The following is a 14,923-nucleotide window of genomic DNA, read 5'->3' as shown; positions in this document are numbered from 1 at the left end:
TTATGTCTAGTAAACTAAGAATGATTTTTTGAAACGCTTTCATTGTGTTAGTCGTCTTAGGGGTGGAAAGGAAGTGAAACCAAAGGATGGAAAATGTGGATGGTAGGATATTGGCTATGGAAGAAGATAAAGATCAATGGCTAAATGAGTTGATGGAGTTATACGGGGAACCTTTAACCAATTTAGTTTACACATACACAAAGGACTGGGGGAGATCTCAAGAGATTGTTCAGGATGTGTTCGTTAACTGTTATAGAGATTTTCATAAGCGACATACCATTCGTTCTTACAAGGCTTGGATTTATAAAATCACGATAAATCGTGCCAAAGATTATTATAAAACATCATGGTTTAAACGAGTGTTTTTGGTAGAAAAGTTGCCAGAGAGAGCGCCTTCCTCGTCTCTAGTGGAGAATGTTCTTATTGAAAAAGAGAATGACACCAGACTGGCGGAATCTGTATTAAACCTAAAAGAGAAATATAGGATTGTTATTCTACTTTATTATTACGAAGAATTAGGGGTTAGGGAAATTGCTTCTATACTTGGCTGCAATGAAAACACGGTGAAAACGAGACTTAAACGAGGGAGAGAGCAGCTTGAAAAAATGCTGAGGGAGGTGGATTTACATGGATGAACAACTAAAAGGTCTACGCAAAGCAATGAATAATACCGTGTTTCATAAGAAAAATTTTGGTGAGCATCAAAAAGCTGTAGTTCGGCTAAGTGTAAACAAAAAGAGGAAGGTCAATTTTGCACCTGCAATTATAATAATATTATTTCTAGCGGTATCTTCCATTCTTGGGCTCTCTTATATGAATGATAAGCAATCCGCTGATTATATAACCGCAAAACATGATTTAGAGGAACAACACTTTGTTAACCAAAGGCACTCACAACATACATTGCACTTTTATAACAATGAGTTGACTATCTCTACCAATCCTTACTATACCAATCCTCCAGATTCAACAGTGTACAAAAACATCTCGGTGAAAACAGAAGGGGACCAGTACTTTGTATACAGTGGGAAAGAGCATTTAATGACGTTGCAAAAAATAGCGCCACGTCTTGTAAAGGATGAGGATGGAAATGTATTTAGTACACAAAAATATTTAAGTAACTTACTAGCTATTGAAGTTGTAAACGAATCAGATGTTAAACTAAAATCTATTGAATTTTTAGTGATGAATGGAGAAGAATTCGAAGGAACCCTTATATCAAAACAACTAAGTAAATTTCCATTGACTACTAAGGTGGAGGTTGAACGTAGTGAGTTTCATCGAAAAGTAGAATTTCAGGTTATTGTAACCTTAGCAGATGGAGGGAAACATACTTTAAATCAAACAATTTTTCTTGATGGAGCTTACGAGGATCTATACCTTTTTCATATAGTTGGGACCACAGTGGAAAACTTAACGATAGAGACAAAATAGTACGAAAAAAACGCTGATAACTCACAGTCAGTAATATAGGATAAAGATAGTAGATTTTCTTTTTTACTAGTGGAAATAAAGAGAAATAGTAAGTGTCAACTAAAGAAAAGAAATAGCGAACGAAATTGCATCTTCGGGGCCCGCACGACGCGGGTCAGGTAGTCGTCGCGACAAGATGTCGCGTACTTAGACTGTCATCCCCTCTATGAGTAGGAAAGTAGCTTTTCTTTAGTTACCCAAAATGTACTTAATCTTTTTCTTGCAGTTGAAGGAGAACGACGGTCAGAAAAACACCATAAGATTACCGAGAAAAGATGAGGCTGGGACAAAACCCACCTCAAAATTTGAACTGCTTTATTTTTATGTCTACTTCGTAGCCGTTGTTCTCCGTTACGGCGGACGCTTTCCTGGGGGCACGGGTCGAGCCTGTAGTCTCTCCCACGCGCTTGTCCCTGGGAGTCGCCGCCTTCACTCCGCACAACTAATATTTCTTCTATATTCAGTTAATCTCCATTCAAAACGAGTAACTGGGCATACGATGGACAAACGGATACGTACACATGTCCGAATGAGAAAAAACTAACTTTCCAATACAACACAATGTGCACAGATAAAACAGGTTTCACGCGACAGTTTAAAACGTATGAATGAGAAGACTGTACAGATTGCCCACTGCGTGCATTCTGTACAAAAGCTAGTGAAGGTACGAATCGCAAACTCGCAGTGAATACAAAATGGGAACAGCATAAAGAATATGTACAACAAAAGCTTTCAGAAGAAGTAACAGCAGCTATCTATCGTCAACGTAAAATGGACGTGTATCCAGTTTTTGGATTCTTGAAGGCTAATTTAGGTTTCACGCGATTTTCCGTTCGTGGAAAGTCGAAGGTTGAAAATGAAATTGGGCTCGCATTCATGGCCACAAATTTAAGAAAATAAGCGATACGAGGATAATGCCTCGTCGGATATTTTCAAAATAATGCAAAAAAAGAAATCGCACTGTGCAATTTCTTTTTTTGCGTAAACTGAAACTAATTATGTCCCATCCTCATTTAAAGAGAATCAACCGGTAAAAATATAGCAAAGAGTTTGTCCAAAGCCTACTGAAAACGCTAGAAACAGATTTTGAACTTAAAGGACCGAACATCTTTTTGCCTGGTTTTTATTAGTTTATTTCGATTTCTTTCCCCATCCATTCAAACGAATACACAAGATTAAACTTCTGAACTCCTCTAGCCAAGTGAATGCTCTCCTCAGCTGCTAATCGAAAAGCACTCAAGTCGCCTTTCTCTTTAGCAATGATTGCATCTATTGCATAGGGCATCCAACCAGCAGGCAATTTCCCCTTTAAAGAGTGTGCTCCTTCAAAATTCCCTTTCAGTGCTTTTGAATAGGCTATGTAATATGTATGAAGTGGTTCTTTACTTATTTGTTTAGCAAGCTGTTCAAACAGCGATATATTGTTTTCAAATAAAGCTAAATTTGTTTTATACACTTCTTGCATATATGGCTGTTTGTATTTTGTTAAAATCGTCTGAATTGCACCAATTATTTCTTCACGATTGCCAGTCTTTACTGCAAGTGCGTAAGCAAATATAGGCTTTCTTTTATTTCTCTCCAAAAAGCGCTCAATTTTTTTTAGGTTGTTGGATTTATATACAGTATACATTAGAGGTAGAACGAGCAATACGATGTATACTACAATAATTACACTATAAATCAAGTAAAATGGTAGCTCTATAAATAGCAAAGCTACTGTTAGTACAACCCCAAAAATAAATATATATATAAATGGTAATAGTCTCATAAAATCCTCCTTTATTTCATTATACCAAAACTCTCTAACTTGAGGTGTTGTATTTAGTGAATGAACATTGTATAATTACTTTCATGAAAGACTAGTAATATCAATGGTTTGAATGATTTTAGTGTACTTCTCAAAAATACAAATGTTTTTGAAAGGGAGATTTTATGAAGAAGATTATGGTTACCGGAGCTTTAGGACAAATCGGGTCTGAGTTAATAACCAAATTGCGAAAAGAATATGGTCCAGAAAATATACTAGCAACAGATATTAGACATTTAGCTTCACCTGTATCGGAAAGCGGTCCTTTTGAAATTTTAGATGTGACAGACGGAGAAAAAATGTATCAGCTTGCGAAGGATTTCAATGCGGATACGATGATCCATATGGCTGCTCTTTTATCAGCAACAGCTGAAGCAAAACCTTTACTTGCCTGGAATTTGAATATGGGTGGGTTAGTGAATGCATTAGAAGCTTCCCGGGAACTTGGTTTGCAGTTCTTTACTCCAAGCTCTATCGGAGCATTTGGACCATCTACACCTAAAAAAAACACACCTCAGGACACACTACAGCGTCCAACAACTATGTACGGTGTGAACAAAGTATCTGGTGAACTACTATGTGATTATTACTTTAATAAGTTTGGAGTAGATACACGCGGAGTACGTTTCCCAGGACTAATCTCCAATGAAACCTTACCTGGTGGTGGAACGACCGATTATGCGGTGGATATTTACTATAAGGCAATACAAACAGGACAATACACGTCGTATATTAATGCAGGAACATATATGGATATGATGTATATGCCTGACGCGCTACAGGCGATTGTAGACTTAATGGAAGCAGATGGAAGTAAGCTAATCCACCGTAACGCATTCAATGTAACAGCAATGAGCTTTGAGCCTGAGCAAATTGCAGCTTCTATTCGAAAGGAAATACCGACGTTCACACTGGACTATGAAGTGGATCCAGTTCGTCAAGCAATAGCGAATAGCTGGCCAGATTCTATCGATGCAACAGCGGCGAAGGAAGAATGGGGCTTTTCGTATAAATACGATTTAGATGCAATGACGAAGGATATGTTAACTAAACTGGCAGCAAAAAAAGCGGCGGAAACCTTATAAGGTCCGCTGCTTTTTATTTAAAACAATATATGTGCTACCGCTGCAATGATTGGGAATGAAATAAGCGTACGTAATAAGAAAACAACGAGTAAATCTTTAAAATTAACTGGAATTTTCGAACCTAGTAACAATCCACCAACCTCAGACATATAGATCAACTGAGTTACGGACATCGTAGCGATAAAGAAACGAGTCATTTCAGATTCAATAGATGCCCCAAGAATAGATGGTAGGAACATATCTGCAAATCCAACAACCATTGTTTGTGCTGCTGCCGCTGCTTCTGGAATTCCGAAAAGCATAAGTAAGGGCTCAAATGGCTTGCCTAAAATAGCAAATACCGAAGTATATTCTGCAAGCATTAATGCAATTGTGCCGAATGCAAGCACTACAGGTGCAACCCCGATATACATATCCACCACGTTTTTTATACCATCAACGAAAAACTTACTAATCGAGCGGTTTTTATTGGCTGTATTTAATGCATTTTCTAAACCATGTGTAACAGCATTATAATTTTCAGGGAACTTTTCTGCTTCTAAGTCAAGTGGACGTCCATCAATATGTATTTCCTCTTTTCCAGCAAGTGGGTAAATTCTTGGCATGATAAACGCAAGAACTATACCACAAAGTAGAACAGTTAAATAATATGGAAGGAAGTATTTACCTAAACCTACTTGATCTAATACAACAATACAGAACGTAATCGAAACTACAGAGAAGGTAGTACCAATAATTGCTGCTTCTTTCTTTGTGTAATAGCCTTCTTCATACTGTCTACTCGTAAGTAATACCCCGATTGTACCATCTCCAACCCACGACGTAAGGGCGTCAACTGCGGAACGACCAGGTAATTTAAATAACGGACGCATAATTTTCACCATCATCGTACCAAAGAACTCCAGTAATCCGAAGTTTAATAGAAGAGGTAGCAACAATCCTGCGAACAAGAAAATGGTAAATAAGAAGGACACTAATCCAGTTGGACTTAATAACATTCCACCTGTATTTTCACTCCAGATTGCTTCTGGGCCAATCTCCCAAATGATTAAGATGGAAAACACTGCACCAACAATCCGTGTTACTGTCCAAAAAGGAGTTACTTTGAACAGATTATTGAAAAATGTATCCTCTTTCGGTTGGAAAAGAAAAATGATCGAACCTATTGCAGCGATTAAAAGTGTTACCAATGCAAGCCATTGTACAACAGGCTCAAGTACTGTTGAAAGAATGCTCGCAAGCCAAGCAATCGGTATTTTAAATCCACCATCAAATGGTAGAGGAATCATAAAAAGTATAACACCCGCTATAGACGGGAGTAAGAACAAAAGCCATGTGGATAAGGAAAACTTTTTCATGAAACAGACCAACTTTCTATATTTGAATATTTATTCATGTAGTGTAATGATGACGCTTACAAATAATAATTCAAATACAGAGAGAAGTCTATAGTTATCGAAAAATTTTTTTATTCGAAATCTTTGGAGAAATCATATGTGTAAAAACGTTCGAAGTTTAACCAGTTTTCTGCTTCAGTTTCTCCATCCGCTAGACGTTTATCCATTTCCTCTAACATCCATGCAGTTTGCGAAATATGCGCACGCATAGATCCCATTTTTTGCTCTGCTGCTTCTTTTATATTATGCACAATATCTGGTTCTCCGAGAACTTCCTTGGAATCATTAGAGAATGCTAGTGCATAAATCGTCGGACGTTGTTCTTCTGGCATACGTCGCACTGCACGAACCATTGCACGTCCAGTCGCATCATGATCAGGATGTACAGCATAATTCGGGTAAAACGTAATTATAAGAGAAGGATTCGTATCAGAGATCAGATTTTGCATCATCTCTACCATTTTTTCGTCATCTTCAAATTCTATCGTCTTATCACGTAATCCCATCATACGAAGGTCCTTAAGTCCCATTGCTTTAGCGGATGCAAGTAATTCTTCCTTGCGGATCTGCGGCAATGTTTCTCGTGTGGCAAAAGGAGGGTTTCCTAAATTTCTTCCCATTTCTCCTAGTGTTAAGCAAGCATATGTAACCGGAATTCCCTGATTAATATAAGTCGCGATTGTACCTGATACTCCAAATGCTTCATCATCAGGATGAGGGAATACTACTAGTACATGTCGTTCCATTGGTAATGTCATTTATGTGTCCTCCTTAATAAGTAAATGGTGTTTTACTAATTTGTAACGCAACAGCTAACTTTCCACTTTGGTCATGACCTGCCATCAGTAATCGACCGTGTTCATCTAGCTCGAAATGAGTAATTCCTTGCGCATAAACCCAACCATGTGGAAGTTTCAGTCCTATACGGTGTGGAGATTCTCCAGCTATTTTCCCAAGCTCATAACGAATCATCACATTACGAATAAAGGCACCCGCATTAAAAACATTCTCATTAAAATGGGCCGCATATGCACCATTTGTCGTTTCTAAATGTATATATACATCTTCGTTTGCAAAATTATTTAAAAGCTCCTGCAAGCGTTCTACTTGAACAAGTTCCATTCATATTGCCTCCTAACATACTGTCTGCTATTAGTATAATGAAAATAACTTCATGAAGCGAATGATTGAATTAGGGAAAGATATTTGGATATTACAAATGGAGCGATGTAGTTGAACTAGAAGGTTGTTTACTTGCTTTAGACTATAAGATACTTGATCAACTTGTCGACTTACTTGCGTTCAAGGGGATTTTACTTGCTCCCATTGTTTGTTTACTTGTGCTCCACTAGCATTTACTTGATAAATGGATATTTTACCTAAAAAAGTACTTTAATAAACACAAAAAAACACGCAAGTCATACATGACTGTGCGTGCTTTTGGGAACGTATTATACAGTTGTAGTAGTTACTTCAGGTGCACCAAATTTACCTTTAGCGCCATGAAGAACTGGTCCAACGTATTGATTTAATTTCCAACCATGGGCGATGGCAGCTGAAACAAATTCTTTCGCTTCAAAAACGGCATCCCTTACAGACAAGCCATTAGCCAAGTTTGCGGTTATTGCTGCAGCAAACGTACAGCCTGCACCGTGATTATAAGTAGTTTCTGTTTTTTCTGTTTCTAAAAGTGTATGTGTTAGACCATCGAAAAATAGATCGACAGCTTTTTCATGTTTTAACTGTTTTCCGCCTTTGATGACTACATTTTTAGCGCCAAGTGCATGGATTTTTTCCGCAGCTGCTTTCATATCCTCGATTGTTTTCAAAACTCCAAGTCCAGAAAGCTGACCAGCTTCAAATAGGTTAGGAGTTACTACTAATGCACGCGGAAGTAAAAACTTAATCATTGCATCCACTGTCCCAGGATTTAATACTTCATCCTCGCCTTTACATACCATAACAGGGTCAATAACTACACTTTGAATTCCTGCTTCTTCTATAATATCTCCTGCAGTTTCGATAATTTCTTCTGTACTTAACATACCAGTTTTAATCGCATCTACATTGGTAGATAATGCTGTTTTTGCTTGACGTTTAATCTCGTCGACTGGCAATGAAAAAACACCATGGCTCCAGCCGTTATCAGGATCCATAGTAGCAATAACTGTTAAAACATTCATGCCGTATGTACCGTGCTCTTGGAAAGTTTTTAAATCTGCTTGAATTCCAGCTCCACCAGAAGTATCGGAACCAGCTATTGTAAGTGTTTTTTTGATAGACATTGGACTTTTCCCCTTTTTCTGTGCTGCGTATAATTATTTTATTGTATCAGATTTGGTCGGATATTTAAATTATGGAATCTTCGGAGCTGTCCAAAACTTATATAAAACAAATAGACAAACAAGAACTAAAATACCCGTTAAAAGAGAACCAACAATAATTTCGTTTATCCATAATGAAATAGATAAAAAAGTGAGGAATGCGATAAGGAGGATGAATGCAAAAATAAAGCATCCCATTCCGATATTTTTAGCACCTTCTGGCACCATATTTGTACTAGCTGCTTTCTCAATTTGTTTTAACTTTTCTCGATAGTGAAAATCTGCCATTTGAAAAATCTCCTTTTTTTTATCGTATCATGGTAGATTAGTTGTTAATAGCGAAACTTTTAGCTATTGTAAACGTAATAGAATTAGAGGAAAAGAGGGATGATATGCGAAAAGAGGACAAGATTCGTGAAATGGAAAAGCTTTTAAAAGAATTAAAAGCACAGGATGAGACGGCTGCTACTATTGCGGAAAACCCTTCCCGTAAAGGATTTAACTTTTGGAAGATGCCCCGAGTTTTATACAAGTTTGGTTCAAAGTCCTTCCTACTTATTGGATTACTCATTCTCTTATTAGTAGCCGCGCTTCCGTTTGCAGCCTTTTGGGCTATTCAAGGAAGTACGTTCACCGAAAGTAAAGGATCATTCGTGGAACAAGTACAAGCCCTAAATGAATTATCTACAGCTCAGGCATATACGAAAGTAATTATTGAAAGACAAGATAATGCAGTATTTGGAAAAGAGATCGGCATTAATTTGCCCGGCACAAAAAGACAACTTCTTGTTGTTGTACCAGGCTCCGTCAAAGCTGGTGTCGATTTTTCACAGGTAACTGCATCCGATATAGAAGTGAATGATGAGAATAGGACCGCCAAGTTAACATTGCCAAAACCAAAGTTTTTAGGCGGACCAGAGATTCTATTTGACCAGGTGGAGGTATTTTCATATGAAGGATTATTCCGTGAAAAAGCGGATATAGAAGAGGCATATGAACTAGCAGAGACTGCGAAAGCAATGATGATGGAAGAAACAACCGGACAGGGTATCTTAGAACTAGCAGAAGAAAATGCTGCTAAGTCGGTGAAAGAAATGTTCCAATTAGTGGATTATGATGTAGAAGTGGAATTTAAGGAGTGACATGGACATGCCTAGTTGGAAAGATGTGTTACGAGAGGAACTGGAAAAGCCTTATTTTAAAGAACTACAATTATTTTTAGATAAGGAATATGCTACTCAAACAATTTTTCCTGCACGTAACGAAATCGGCAGTGCGTTTCAGATGACAGCCTACGAGAATGTCAAAGTAGTGATTTTGGGTCAAGATCCGTATCATGGAGAAGGTCAAGCTCATGGAATGAGTTTTTCGGTGAAGCCAGGTGTCCGTATACCTCCGAGTTTAAGAAATATGCTGAAGGAACTGAAGGATGATTTAGGATGTCCTTTACCAGCTAGTGGATATTTAGAAAAGTGGGCGAAGCAAGGTGTCTTGCTGCTAAACACGGTGTTAACTGTTCAAGCGGGGGTAGCGAATTCCCATAAAGGAATGGGGTGGGAAACGTTTACGGATACTGTAATACAAAAGCTTTCCAATCGACAAAAGCCAATTATTTTCGTTTTATGGGGCAAGCCAGCACAGTCCAAAATTAAACTAATAGATACAGAAAAACATATGATTTTAACAGCACCACATCCTAGCCCGCTAAGTGCGCATCGAGGATTTTTTGGGAGTAAGCCATATTCCAAGATCAATGCCAGGTTGGCGGCTTGGGGTGAGCAACCAATCGATTTTTGCCTCTAAATATGCTACGATAGTCAGTGGAAAGTGGGGGAGGACATTGGCTGTAAATTGTTTCAAATGTCGATACTTTTTTACGACATGGGATGCACGGAATCCCCGTGGTTGTAAGGCATATGGATTTAAAACAAAGGAACTTCCCTCCGTAGTAGTACAGCGTTCATCGGGAATGGAATGCTTGAAATTTGAACCAAAGCAAGTGGAGGGACAAAGACGATGATTTCTAATGAGCAATTATTAATGCAAATAGATAAACATCTAAAGAACGCAAGAAATAATGGAAACGAGCAATCTGTCAGAGAATCATTAGTGGCAATCAAAGCATTATGTGATGTTGGTTTAGAAGTTCAAATTCCGTCACAAGCTCCTATTACTAGAGGTGTACAGACGACTTCAGCTATTCTACCTACACAACCAGTCGCTTTAAAAGAAGAAGATGCAAATGGGGATTCCCTATTCGATTTCTAAGAGAAAGAAGGAGAAATTTGTGCAATTTTTTATTATAGCAGGTGCTATTAATGGATTTTTATCTGTTGCTCTTGGAGCATTTGGAGCTCATCTATTAGAAGGCAAGGTGGCCGACAAATATTTGGCGACATGGGATACAGCAGTTCAGTATCAGATGTTCCATTCGTTAGCTTTAATAGCTATAGGTATATTGATGAGTAGTAAAGTGCTTGGTCCAGTCTCTACTTTGAATACTGCAGGGTATTTAATACTTGCAGGAATCGTTATTTTCTCTGGTAGCTTATATGTGTTGAGCTTAACGGGAATTAGTATTTTAGGTGCAATAACGCCAATCGGTGGAGTAGCATTTTTAGTCGGATGGATTATGCTCATAGTAGCCGCAGTGAAGTACGCAAGCTAATCGGTAAGTCGAATCTATCATAGGTTCGGCTTTTTATATGGAGAAAAAAGAGTTTAGGTTTCACCCAGAATCGTGTAGTCCGTTCAATCATAAAAAAAGCTTATTCGCAAAACGAATAAGCTTTAAGTATCAAGCGAAATAATTAATTTCCTCATCAAATGTTACATAGTCTAAGTAAATCATAAGCATTAAGTATCGTTTACCATTTGGATCACTAATAATAACGTGATCCCGACCAGCCGCTTCTACATAGCCAGTAATTACTAAATTATTTCTTTCTCGGTTGTTCTCGAACGTAAAATAGAATGTACCTAACTTGCCTCTGTTCGCTCTTAAAATATTTTCAATATAAGATTCTTCCTGTTGTCTAGTAGCTGCAGGTAATTGTACGCTAGGTGGGGTCATCTGTTGTTGCATCTGTTGTTGCTGTTGGGGAAAACCTCCAGGGTGCCAATAATATTGAACCATTCATACATCCTTTCAAATTTAAATTTCAGGACAATCTGCGGTAGAAGGAGAGTAAAAGCAATGCGATTTGAAACGACCAGTATTCCATTGGTTATACCACTGCGCAGGGCATTCACCAGGTGGTTCAAAAAACCACAAAGAACGGGTTGCAGGATGAAAACGTTCACCATTAATAACTCTTTGGGCAAGCCTTTTATCTTGCTCACGTGCACGTTGATAAAAGTACGATTTCTGTGTTGCCTCAAATCCTCCGGGGCTTTGAAAAACCATTTCCTCTAGCGTACGTATATTTTTGAAATCTAGGCAGGCAGCACGAACTCTATTTACTCCTACGTTTCCAACCATAAGCATGCCGAGCTCGCCTTCACCTTCTGCCTCTGCTCGCATCAGCCGTGCAAGTAATTCCATTTGCTTCGTGTTGGATTTGACGACTGCCATTGCATCACCTCCTACCCATACACTATGCATCCAGCTAGAAAATGATGAACAAACATTGTCTAAAAATAGCGAACGTTTTTCCGTTTTATGGATTTTTGAAACAAATAGGGGATTACACAAACCACTTCCAATATTCCCCTATTCGCAAGTAAATGTTGAGTCAGAGCAAGTAAATACCACATAAGGCAAGTAAGCCTCAGTAAAGAGCAAGTATTTCAAGAACTAGAGCAAGTAATAAGGTATATGCTTATTTAATCTTTAAATAAAAAAAGACTGCAAAGTTGCAGCCTTTTCCTATTAAATATTAAAGAATGTAGAGCGTTTTTCACCAGCAAGAATAGTACCAGTGAAGAATGAACCGAATTCCGCATAACGAGCGCTTACTTCATCAAAACGCATTTCGTATATTAACTTTTTAAATTGAAGGACATCGTCTGAGAATAGTGTAACGCCCCATTCGAAATCGTCAAAACCGACTGATCCAGAGATGATTTGTTTAACTTTCCCAGCATAGCTGCGACCAATCATGCCATGGCTGCGCATTAAATCTTTACGCTCTTGCATTGGAAGCATATACCAGTTGTCATCACCATCACGACGCTTGTCCATAGGATAGAAGCAAATATATTGTGAACGTTGTAGCTCTGGGTATAAACGTGCACGTACATGTGGATTTTGATATGGATCTTCGTTAGATTCACCAGCTAGGTAGTTAGACAATTCTACTACTGAAACGTATGAATAAGCTGGAATCGTGAAGTCCGCTATTGTTAATTTATTGAATCTTGCTTCCAGTTCTTGAAGCTCATCCATTGTTGGACGTAATGTCATTAACATAAAATCTGCTTTTTGCCCAACGATTGTGTAAAAAGCATGTGCTCCCGTTTTTGCATCATCTGCAAGTTGCATTTCATCTAAAAATGCTACGAACTCATCTGTAGCTTGTTTACGTAGTTCAGGATCTACTTGTTTCCAAGATGCCCAGTCCATCTGGCGGAAATCATGTAATACGTACCAACCGTCTAATGTAATTGCTGCTTCATTCATTATTTATGACACTCCTTTAAGTTAAATAATCGCATATTAAGTGTATCATATACATTCGAAGATTTCTTCTAATGACACGGCTTTGACATGACAATCTGTGACAAACTCGTGTATGCTTGAGGTAATAAAAATAAGCGTAGGGGGAGACATAATGACGAATTTATTTCAAGAAATAAAAGAGAAATTAAGGGATGTCAATCTATCCATTATATTGCCTGAAGGAAATGATGAGCGAATTATTGAAGCGGCATTGAAACTGCAGGATGAAGGAATCATTCGTCCTATTATTATTGGAAATAAAGAAGAAATTCCTTCAGCTCTAACTGTTATTAATCCCCAAACCTATAAAGAAATGGACAAGCTAGTTGCTGCTTTCGTAGAACGTCGTAAAGGCAAAGTGACAGAAGAACAAGCGCGCGAAATTTTACAAGACGTCAATTATTTTGGGACAATGCTCGTTTATATGGAGCAAGCAAATGGCTTAGTAAGTGGAGCAGCACATACAACTGCTGAAACGGTGCGACCCGCATTACAAATTATTAAAACAAAGCCGGGGATCTCGAAAACAAGTGGAGCGTTCATCATGGTAAAAGAGGATGTTCGATATGTATTCGCAGATTGTGCGATTACAATTGCACCAACGAGTGAGGATTTAGCAGAAATAGCGGTTGAAAGTGCAAAAACAGCTGCGGCGTTTGGGATAAAACCTAAAGTCGCGATGCTATCTTTTTCTACAAAAGGCTCTGCTCAGTCAGAGGAAACAGAGAAAGTAGTGAAAGCGACTGGACTAGCCAAACAGATCGATTCAAGTATTCTAATAGAAGGAGAGCTGCAATTCGATGCGAGTATTGTTCCAGCGATAGCAGCAAAAAAGGCCCCGGATGCAGTAGTTCAAGGAGATGCAAACGTATTTGTGTTTCCATCATTAGAGGCAGGGAATATTGGTTATAAAATTGCACAACGTTTAGGTGGATTTGAAGCAATAGGTCCTATTTTACAAGGGTTGAATGCACCAGTTAATGATTTATCACGAGGCTGTTCTGCAGATGATGTATATAAGCTAGCTTATATTACTGCTGCACAAGCACTTATTTGAGGAGAAGTAACATGTCAGAAATAGAAGATTTATTGCAACAGGAGAAGTGGCGGTTTTGGGATCAATCGCTAAGTGGTAAAAGTAGATCCGCACTAGAATCATTTGCATCGGATGATTTACTTTGTCATCTAGTCGGACAAGGGCTTTCACCCGCTACCATTCGTACTTGGGTCCATTCACAAACAGTTGTGTTAGGTATACAGGATCACCGACTACCATTTGTGGAGGATGCCCAGGATTTTCTACGCACACAGGGGTATACACCAATTGTTCGAAATTCGGGAGGGCTAGCTGTCGTCTTAGATGAAGGTGTATTGAACATGTCTATTATTTTGCCAGAAGCGAAGCGAGCAATTGATATCCCTACAGGCTATGAAGTAATGCTTGCATTTGTAGAGCTTTTATTTCCAGAAGCAGGTGGAAAAATAGAAGCTTATGAAATTATTGGTTCGTATTGTCCAGGTTCATATGATTTAAGTATAGGCGGTAAAAAGTTTGCGGGAATTTCTCAGCGTAGATTGCGTCAGGGAATCGCAGTGCAAGTGTATTTATGTATTGAAGGCAGTGGAAGTGAACGAGCAGAACTAATTCGTAGATTTTACAAAATCGGAATACAGGGAGAAAACACAAAATTTACATATCCCGACATTAAACCGGAAGTAATGGCATCGATGAATGAACTTCTAGGTACATCGCTCAGAGTAGAGGATATCGTCATTCGTATCCAACAGCTGCTCCAGCAATTATCAAGCGCAGTTATCAATCAATCCGTTACACCAGATGAAATGGATTTGTATTTGTTTTACATGCAGCGAGTAGTAGATAGGAATAAGAAGATGCTAGAGAAGTAAACAGTTCGGATAGAGTATATCGTCTATACGAGAGAGACTGGTTGTTATACGAGAGAGATTCCAGCGTAAACGAGAGAGATTGATTGCTATACGAGAGAGACTAGCAGCCATACGAGAGGGATTTTGTTCTAAACGAGAGAGCCATGCGTAAGCGAGAGAGAATGGTTGTTATACGAGAGAATCCAACAGCCATACGAGAGAGATTGGTTGTTATACGAGAGAGCCAACAGCTTATTCGAATCAGTACAAAGCAACACTAATCAAAAAAA

Annotated in this window: 19 protein-coding genes and 1 pseudogene; 11 read left to right on the top strand and 9 right to left on the bottom strand. The window is 38.5% G+C overall.

The genetic code is table 11. The features are described 5' to 3' along the window. The first annotated feature begins 95 nt into the window (after positions 1 to 95). From MKY37_RS06975 to MKY37_RS06965, 3 genes and pseudogenes are all read left to right on the top strand, one after another. Positions 96 to 635 carry a sigma-70 family RNA polymerase sigma factor gene (locus MKY37_RS06975; RefSeq protein WP_340775287.1) on the top strand — a complete coding sequence of 180 codons (540 nt, stop codon included), beginning with the start codon at positions 96 to 98 and terminating at the stop codon, positions 633 to 635. Next, entirely contained in the window at positions 628 to 1,434 is an 807-nt protein-coding gene (locus tag MKY37_RS06970) for a hypothetical protein (protein WP_340775285.1), read from the top strand. Before MKY37_RS06975 ends, MKY37_RS06970 begins: the two co-directional genes overlap by 8 nt. Positions 1,435 to 1,947: 513 nt before the next feature. Further along, a pseudogene (locus tag MKY37_RS06965) lies at positions 1,948 to 2,373 on the top strand (transposase); the annotation flags it as partial. A gap of 226 nt (positions 2,374 to 2,599) precedes the next feature. Here the strand turns inward: MKY37_RS06965 and MKY37_RS06960 are convergent. Beyond that, positions 2,600 to 3,241, bottom strand: coding sequence for a hypothetical protein (locus MKY37_RS06960; RefSeq protein WP_340775282.1), 642 nt, complete (start codon positions 3,239 to 3,241; stop codon positions 2,600 to 2,602). A gap of 164 nt (positions 3,242 to 3,405) precedes the next feature. Here MKY37_RS06960 and MKY37_RS06955 point away from each other — a divergent pair, with 164 nt between their 5' ends. Further along, entirely contained in the window at positions 3,406 to 4,365 is a 960-nt protein-coding gene (locus tag MKY37_RS06955) for an L-threonine 3-dehydrogenase (protein WP_340775280.1), read from the top strand. 17 nt (positions 4,366 to 4,382) lie between these two features. On the opposite strand, the gene MKY37_RS06950 is transcribed toward MKY37_RS06955, so the two are convergent. From MKY37_RS06950 to MKY37_RS06930, 5 genes are all read right to left on the bottom strand, one after another. Next, complete coding sequence (locus MKY37_RS06950) at positions 4,383 to 5,723, bottom strand: YjiH family protein (protein WP_340775278.1); 1,341 nt, start codon at positions 5,721 to 5,723, stop codon at positions 4,383 to 4,385. A 110-nt stretch (positions 5,724 to 5,833) separates the two neighbouring features. Further along, entirely contained in the window at positions 5,834 to 6,520 is a 687-nt protein-coding gene (bshB2, locus tag MKY37_RS06945) for a bacillithiol biosynthesis deacetylase BshB2 (RefSeq protein ID WP_340775276.1), read from the bottom strand. 13 nt (positions 6,521 to 6,533) lie between these two features. Then, entirely contained in the window at positions 6,534 to 6,884 is a 351-nt protein-coding gene (locus MKY37_RS06940) for a YojF family protein (RefSeq protein WP_340775274.1), read from the bottom strand. A 329-nt stretch (positions 6,885 to 7,213) separates the two neighbouring features. Then, positions 7,214 to 8,047 (bottom strand): bifunctional hydroxymethylpyrimidine kinase/phosphomethylpyrimidine kinase, encoded by an 834-nt coding sequence (gene thiD / locus MKY37_RS06935; protein WP_340775272.1) that lies wholly within the window; start codon positions 8,045 to 8,047, stop codon positions 7,214 to 7,216. Positions 8,048 to 8,116: 69 nt separating this feature from the next. Next, positions 8,117 to 8,374, bottom strand: a complete 258-nt coding sequence (locus MKY37_RS06930; protein WP_340775269.1) for a hypothetical protein — start codon at positions 8,372 to 8,374, stop codon at positions 8,117 to 8,119. A 41-nt stretch (positions 8,375 to 8,415) separates the two neighbouring features. Between MKY37_RS06930 and MKY37_RS06925 the strand changes: the two genes are divergently transcribed. From MKY37_RS06925 to MKY37_RS06905, 5 genes are read left to right on the top strand one after another with little or no spacing between them, the layout of a single operon-like run. Then, the gene (locus MKY37_RS06925) at positions 8,416 to 9,228 is read left to right on the top strand and encodes a DUF4230 domain-containing protein (protein WP_340775268.1); all 813 of its coding nucleotides are present in this window, start codon (positions 8,416 to 8,418) and stop codon (positions 9,226 to 9,228) included. A 7-nt stretch (positions 9,229 to 9,235) separates the two neighbouring features. Next, positions 9,236 to 9,889: a uracil-DNA glycosylase gene (locus MKY37_RS06920; protein ID WP_340775266.1), complete on the top strand. Its 654-nt coding sequence runs from the start codon at positions 9,236 to 9,238 to the stop codon at positions 9,887 to 9,889. 37 nt (positions 9,890 to 9,926) lie between these two features. Beyond that, positions 9,927 to 10,106, top strand: coding sequence for a uracil-DNA glycosylase (locus MKY37_RS06915; RefSeq protein WP_340775265.1), 180 nt, complete (start codon positions 9,927 to 9,929; stop codon positions 10,104 to 10,106). After that, entirely contained in the window at positions 10,103 to 10,354 is a 252-nt protein-coding gene (locus MKY37_RS06910) for a YwdI family protein (RefSeq protein WP_340775263.1), read from the top strand. The genes MKY37_RS06915 and MKY37_RS06910 overlap by 4 nt, the downstream gene beginning before the upstream one ends. A 19-nt stretch (positions 10,355 to 10,373) precedes the next feature. Next, positions 10,374 to 10,754 carry a DUF423 domain-containing protein gene (locus tag MKY37_RS06905; RefSeq protein ID WP_340775261.1) on the top strand — a complete coding sequence of 127 codons (381 nt, stop codon included), beginning with the start codon at positions 10,374 to 10,376 and terminating at the stop codon, positions 10,752 to 10,754. 129 nt (positions 10,755 to 10,883) lie between these two features. Here the strand turns inward: MKY37_RS06905 and gerQ are convergent, their stop codons facing one another. The 3 genes from gerQ to hemQ form a co-directional block, all read right to left on the bottom strand. After that, entirely contained in the window at positions 10,884 to 11,222 is a 339-nt protein-coding gene (gene gerQ / locus MKY37_RS06900) for a spore coat protein GerQ (protein WP_340775258.1), read from the bottom strand. Between the two features lie 18 nt (positions 11,223 to 11,240). Continuing rightward, entirely contained in the window at positions 11,241 to 11,660 is a 420-nt protein-coding gene (locus MKY37_RS06895; protein ID WP_093493752.1) for a cell wall hydrolase, read from the bottom strand. Positions 11,661 to 11,957: 297 nt separating this feature from the next. Next, positions 11,958 to 12,707, bottom strand: a complete 750-nt coding sequence (gene hemQ, locus MKY37_RS06890) for a hydrogen peroxide-dependent heme synthase (protein WP_340775254.1) — start codon at positions 12,705 to 12,707, stop codon at positions 11,958 to 11,960. 151 nt (positions 12,708 to 12,858) lie between these two features. Here hemQ and pta point away from each other — a divergent pair, with 151 nt between their 5' ends. Both pta and MKY37_RS06880 read left to right on the top strand, forming a co-directional pair. Beyond that, positions 12,859 to 13,803, top strand: coding sequence for a phosphate acetyltransferase (pta, locus tag MKY37_RS06885; protein WP_340775252.1), 945 nt, complete (start codon positions 12,859 to 12,861; stop codon positions 13,801 to 13,803). 11 nt (positions 13,804 to 13,814) lie between these two features. Further along, positions 13,815 to 14,654, top strand: a complete 840-nt coding sequence (locus MKY37_RS06880) for a lipoate--protein ligase family protein (protein WP_340775250.1) — start codon at positions 13,815 to 13,817, stop codon at positions 14,652 to 14,654. The last annotated feature ends 269 nt before the right edge of the window (positions 14,655 to 14,923 follow it).

This window comes from Psychrobacillus sp. FSL K6-2836 (genome assembly GCF_038003085.1).
In the GTDB taxonomy this organism is placed as follows: domain Bacteria; phylum Bacillota; class Bacilli; order Bacillales_A; family Planococcaceae; genus Psychrobacillus.
This window is presented reverse-complemented; position numbering and strand designations above follow the sequence as displayed.

Bases quoted from the DNA above. Each gene is read 5' to 3' on its own strand.
- MKY37_RS06970 (WP_340775285.1), top strand. From the start codon at position 628: ATGGATGAACAACTAAAAGGTCTACGCAAAGCAATGAATAATACCGTG.
- MKY37_RS06960 (WP_340775282.1), bottom strand. From the start codon at position 3,241: ATGAGACTATTACCATTTATATATATATTTATTTTTGGGGTTGTACTA.
- MKY37_RS06955 (WP_340775280.1), top strand. From the start codon at position 3,406: ATGAAGAAGATTATGGTTACCGGAGCTTTAGGACAAATCGGGTCTGAG.
- MKY37_RS06950 (WP_340775278.1), bottom strand. From the start codon at position 5,723: ATGAAAAAGTTTTCCTTATCCACATGGCTTTTGTTCTTACTCCCGTCT.
- bshB2 (WP_340775276.1), bottom strand. From the start codon at position 6,520: ATGACATTACCAATGGAACGACATGTACTAGTAGTATTCCCTCATCCT.
- MKY37_RS06940 (WP_340775274.1), bottom strand. From the start codon at position 6,884: ATGGAACTTGTTCAAGTAGAACGCTTGCAGGAGCTTTTAAATAATTTT.
- thiD (WP_340775272.1), bottom strand. From the start codon at position 8,047: ATGTCTATCAAAAAAACACTTACAATAGCTGGTTCCGATACTTCTGGT.
- MKY37_RS06930 (WP_340775269.1), bottom strand. From the start codon at position 8,374: ATGGCAGATTTTCACTATCGAGAAAAGTTAAAACAAATTGAGAAAGCA.
- MKY37_RS06920 (WP_340775266.1), top strand. From the start codon at position 9,236: ATGCCTAGTTGGAAAGATGTGTTACGAGAGGAACTGGAAAAGCCTTAT.
- MKY37_RS06910 (WP_340775263.1), top strand. From the start codon at position 10,103: ATGATTTCTAATGAGCAATTATTAATGCAAATAGATAAACATCTAAAG.
- gerQ (WP_340775258.1), bottom strand. From the start codon at position 11,222: ATGGTTCAATATTATTGGCACCCTGGAGGTTTTCCCCAACAGCAACAA.
- MKY37_RS06895 (WP_093493752.1), bottom strand. From the start codon at position 11,660: ATGGCAGTCGTCAAATCCAACACGAAGCAAATGGAATTACTTGCACGG.
- hemQ (WP_340775254.1), bottom strand. From the start codon at position 12,707: ATGAATGAAGCAGCAATTACATTAGACGGTTGGTACGTATTACATGAT.
- pta (WP_340775252.1), top strand. From the start codon at position 12,859: ATGACGAATTTATTTCAAGAAATAAAAGAGAAATTAAGGGATGTCAAT.
- MKY37_RS06880 (WP_340775250.1), top strand. From the start codon at position 13,815: ATGTCAGAAATAGAAGATTTATTGCAACAGGAGAAGTGGCGGTTTTGG.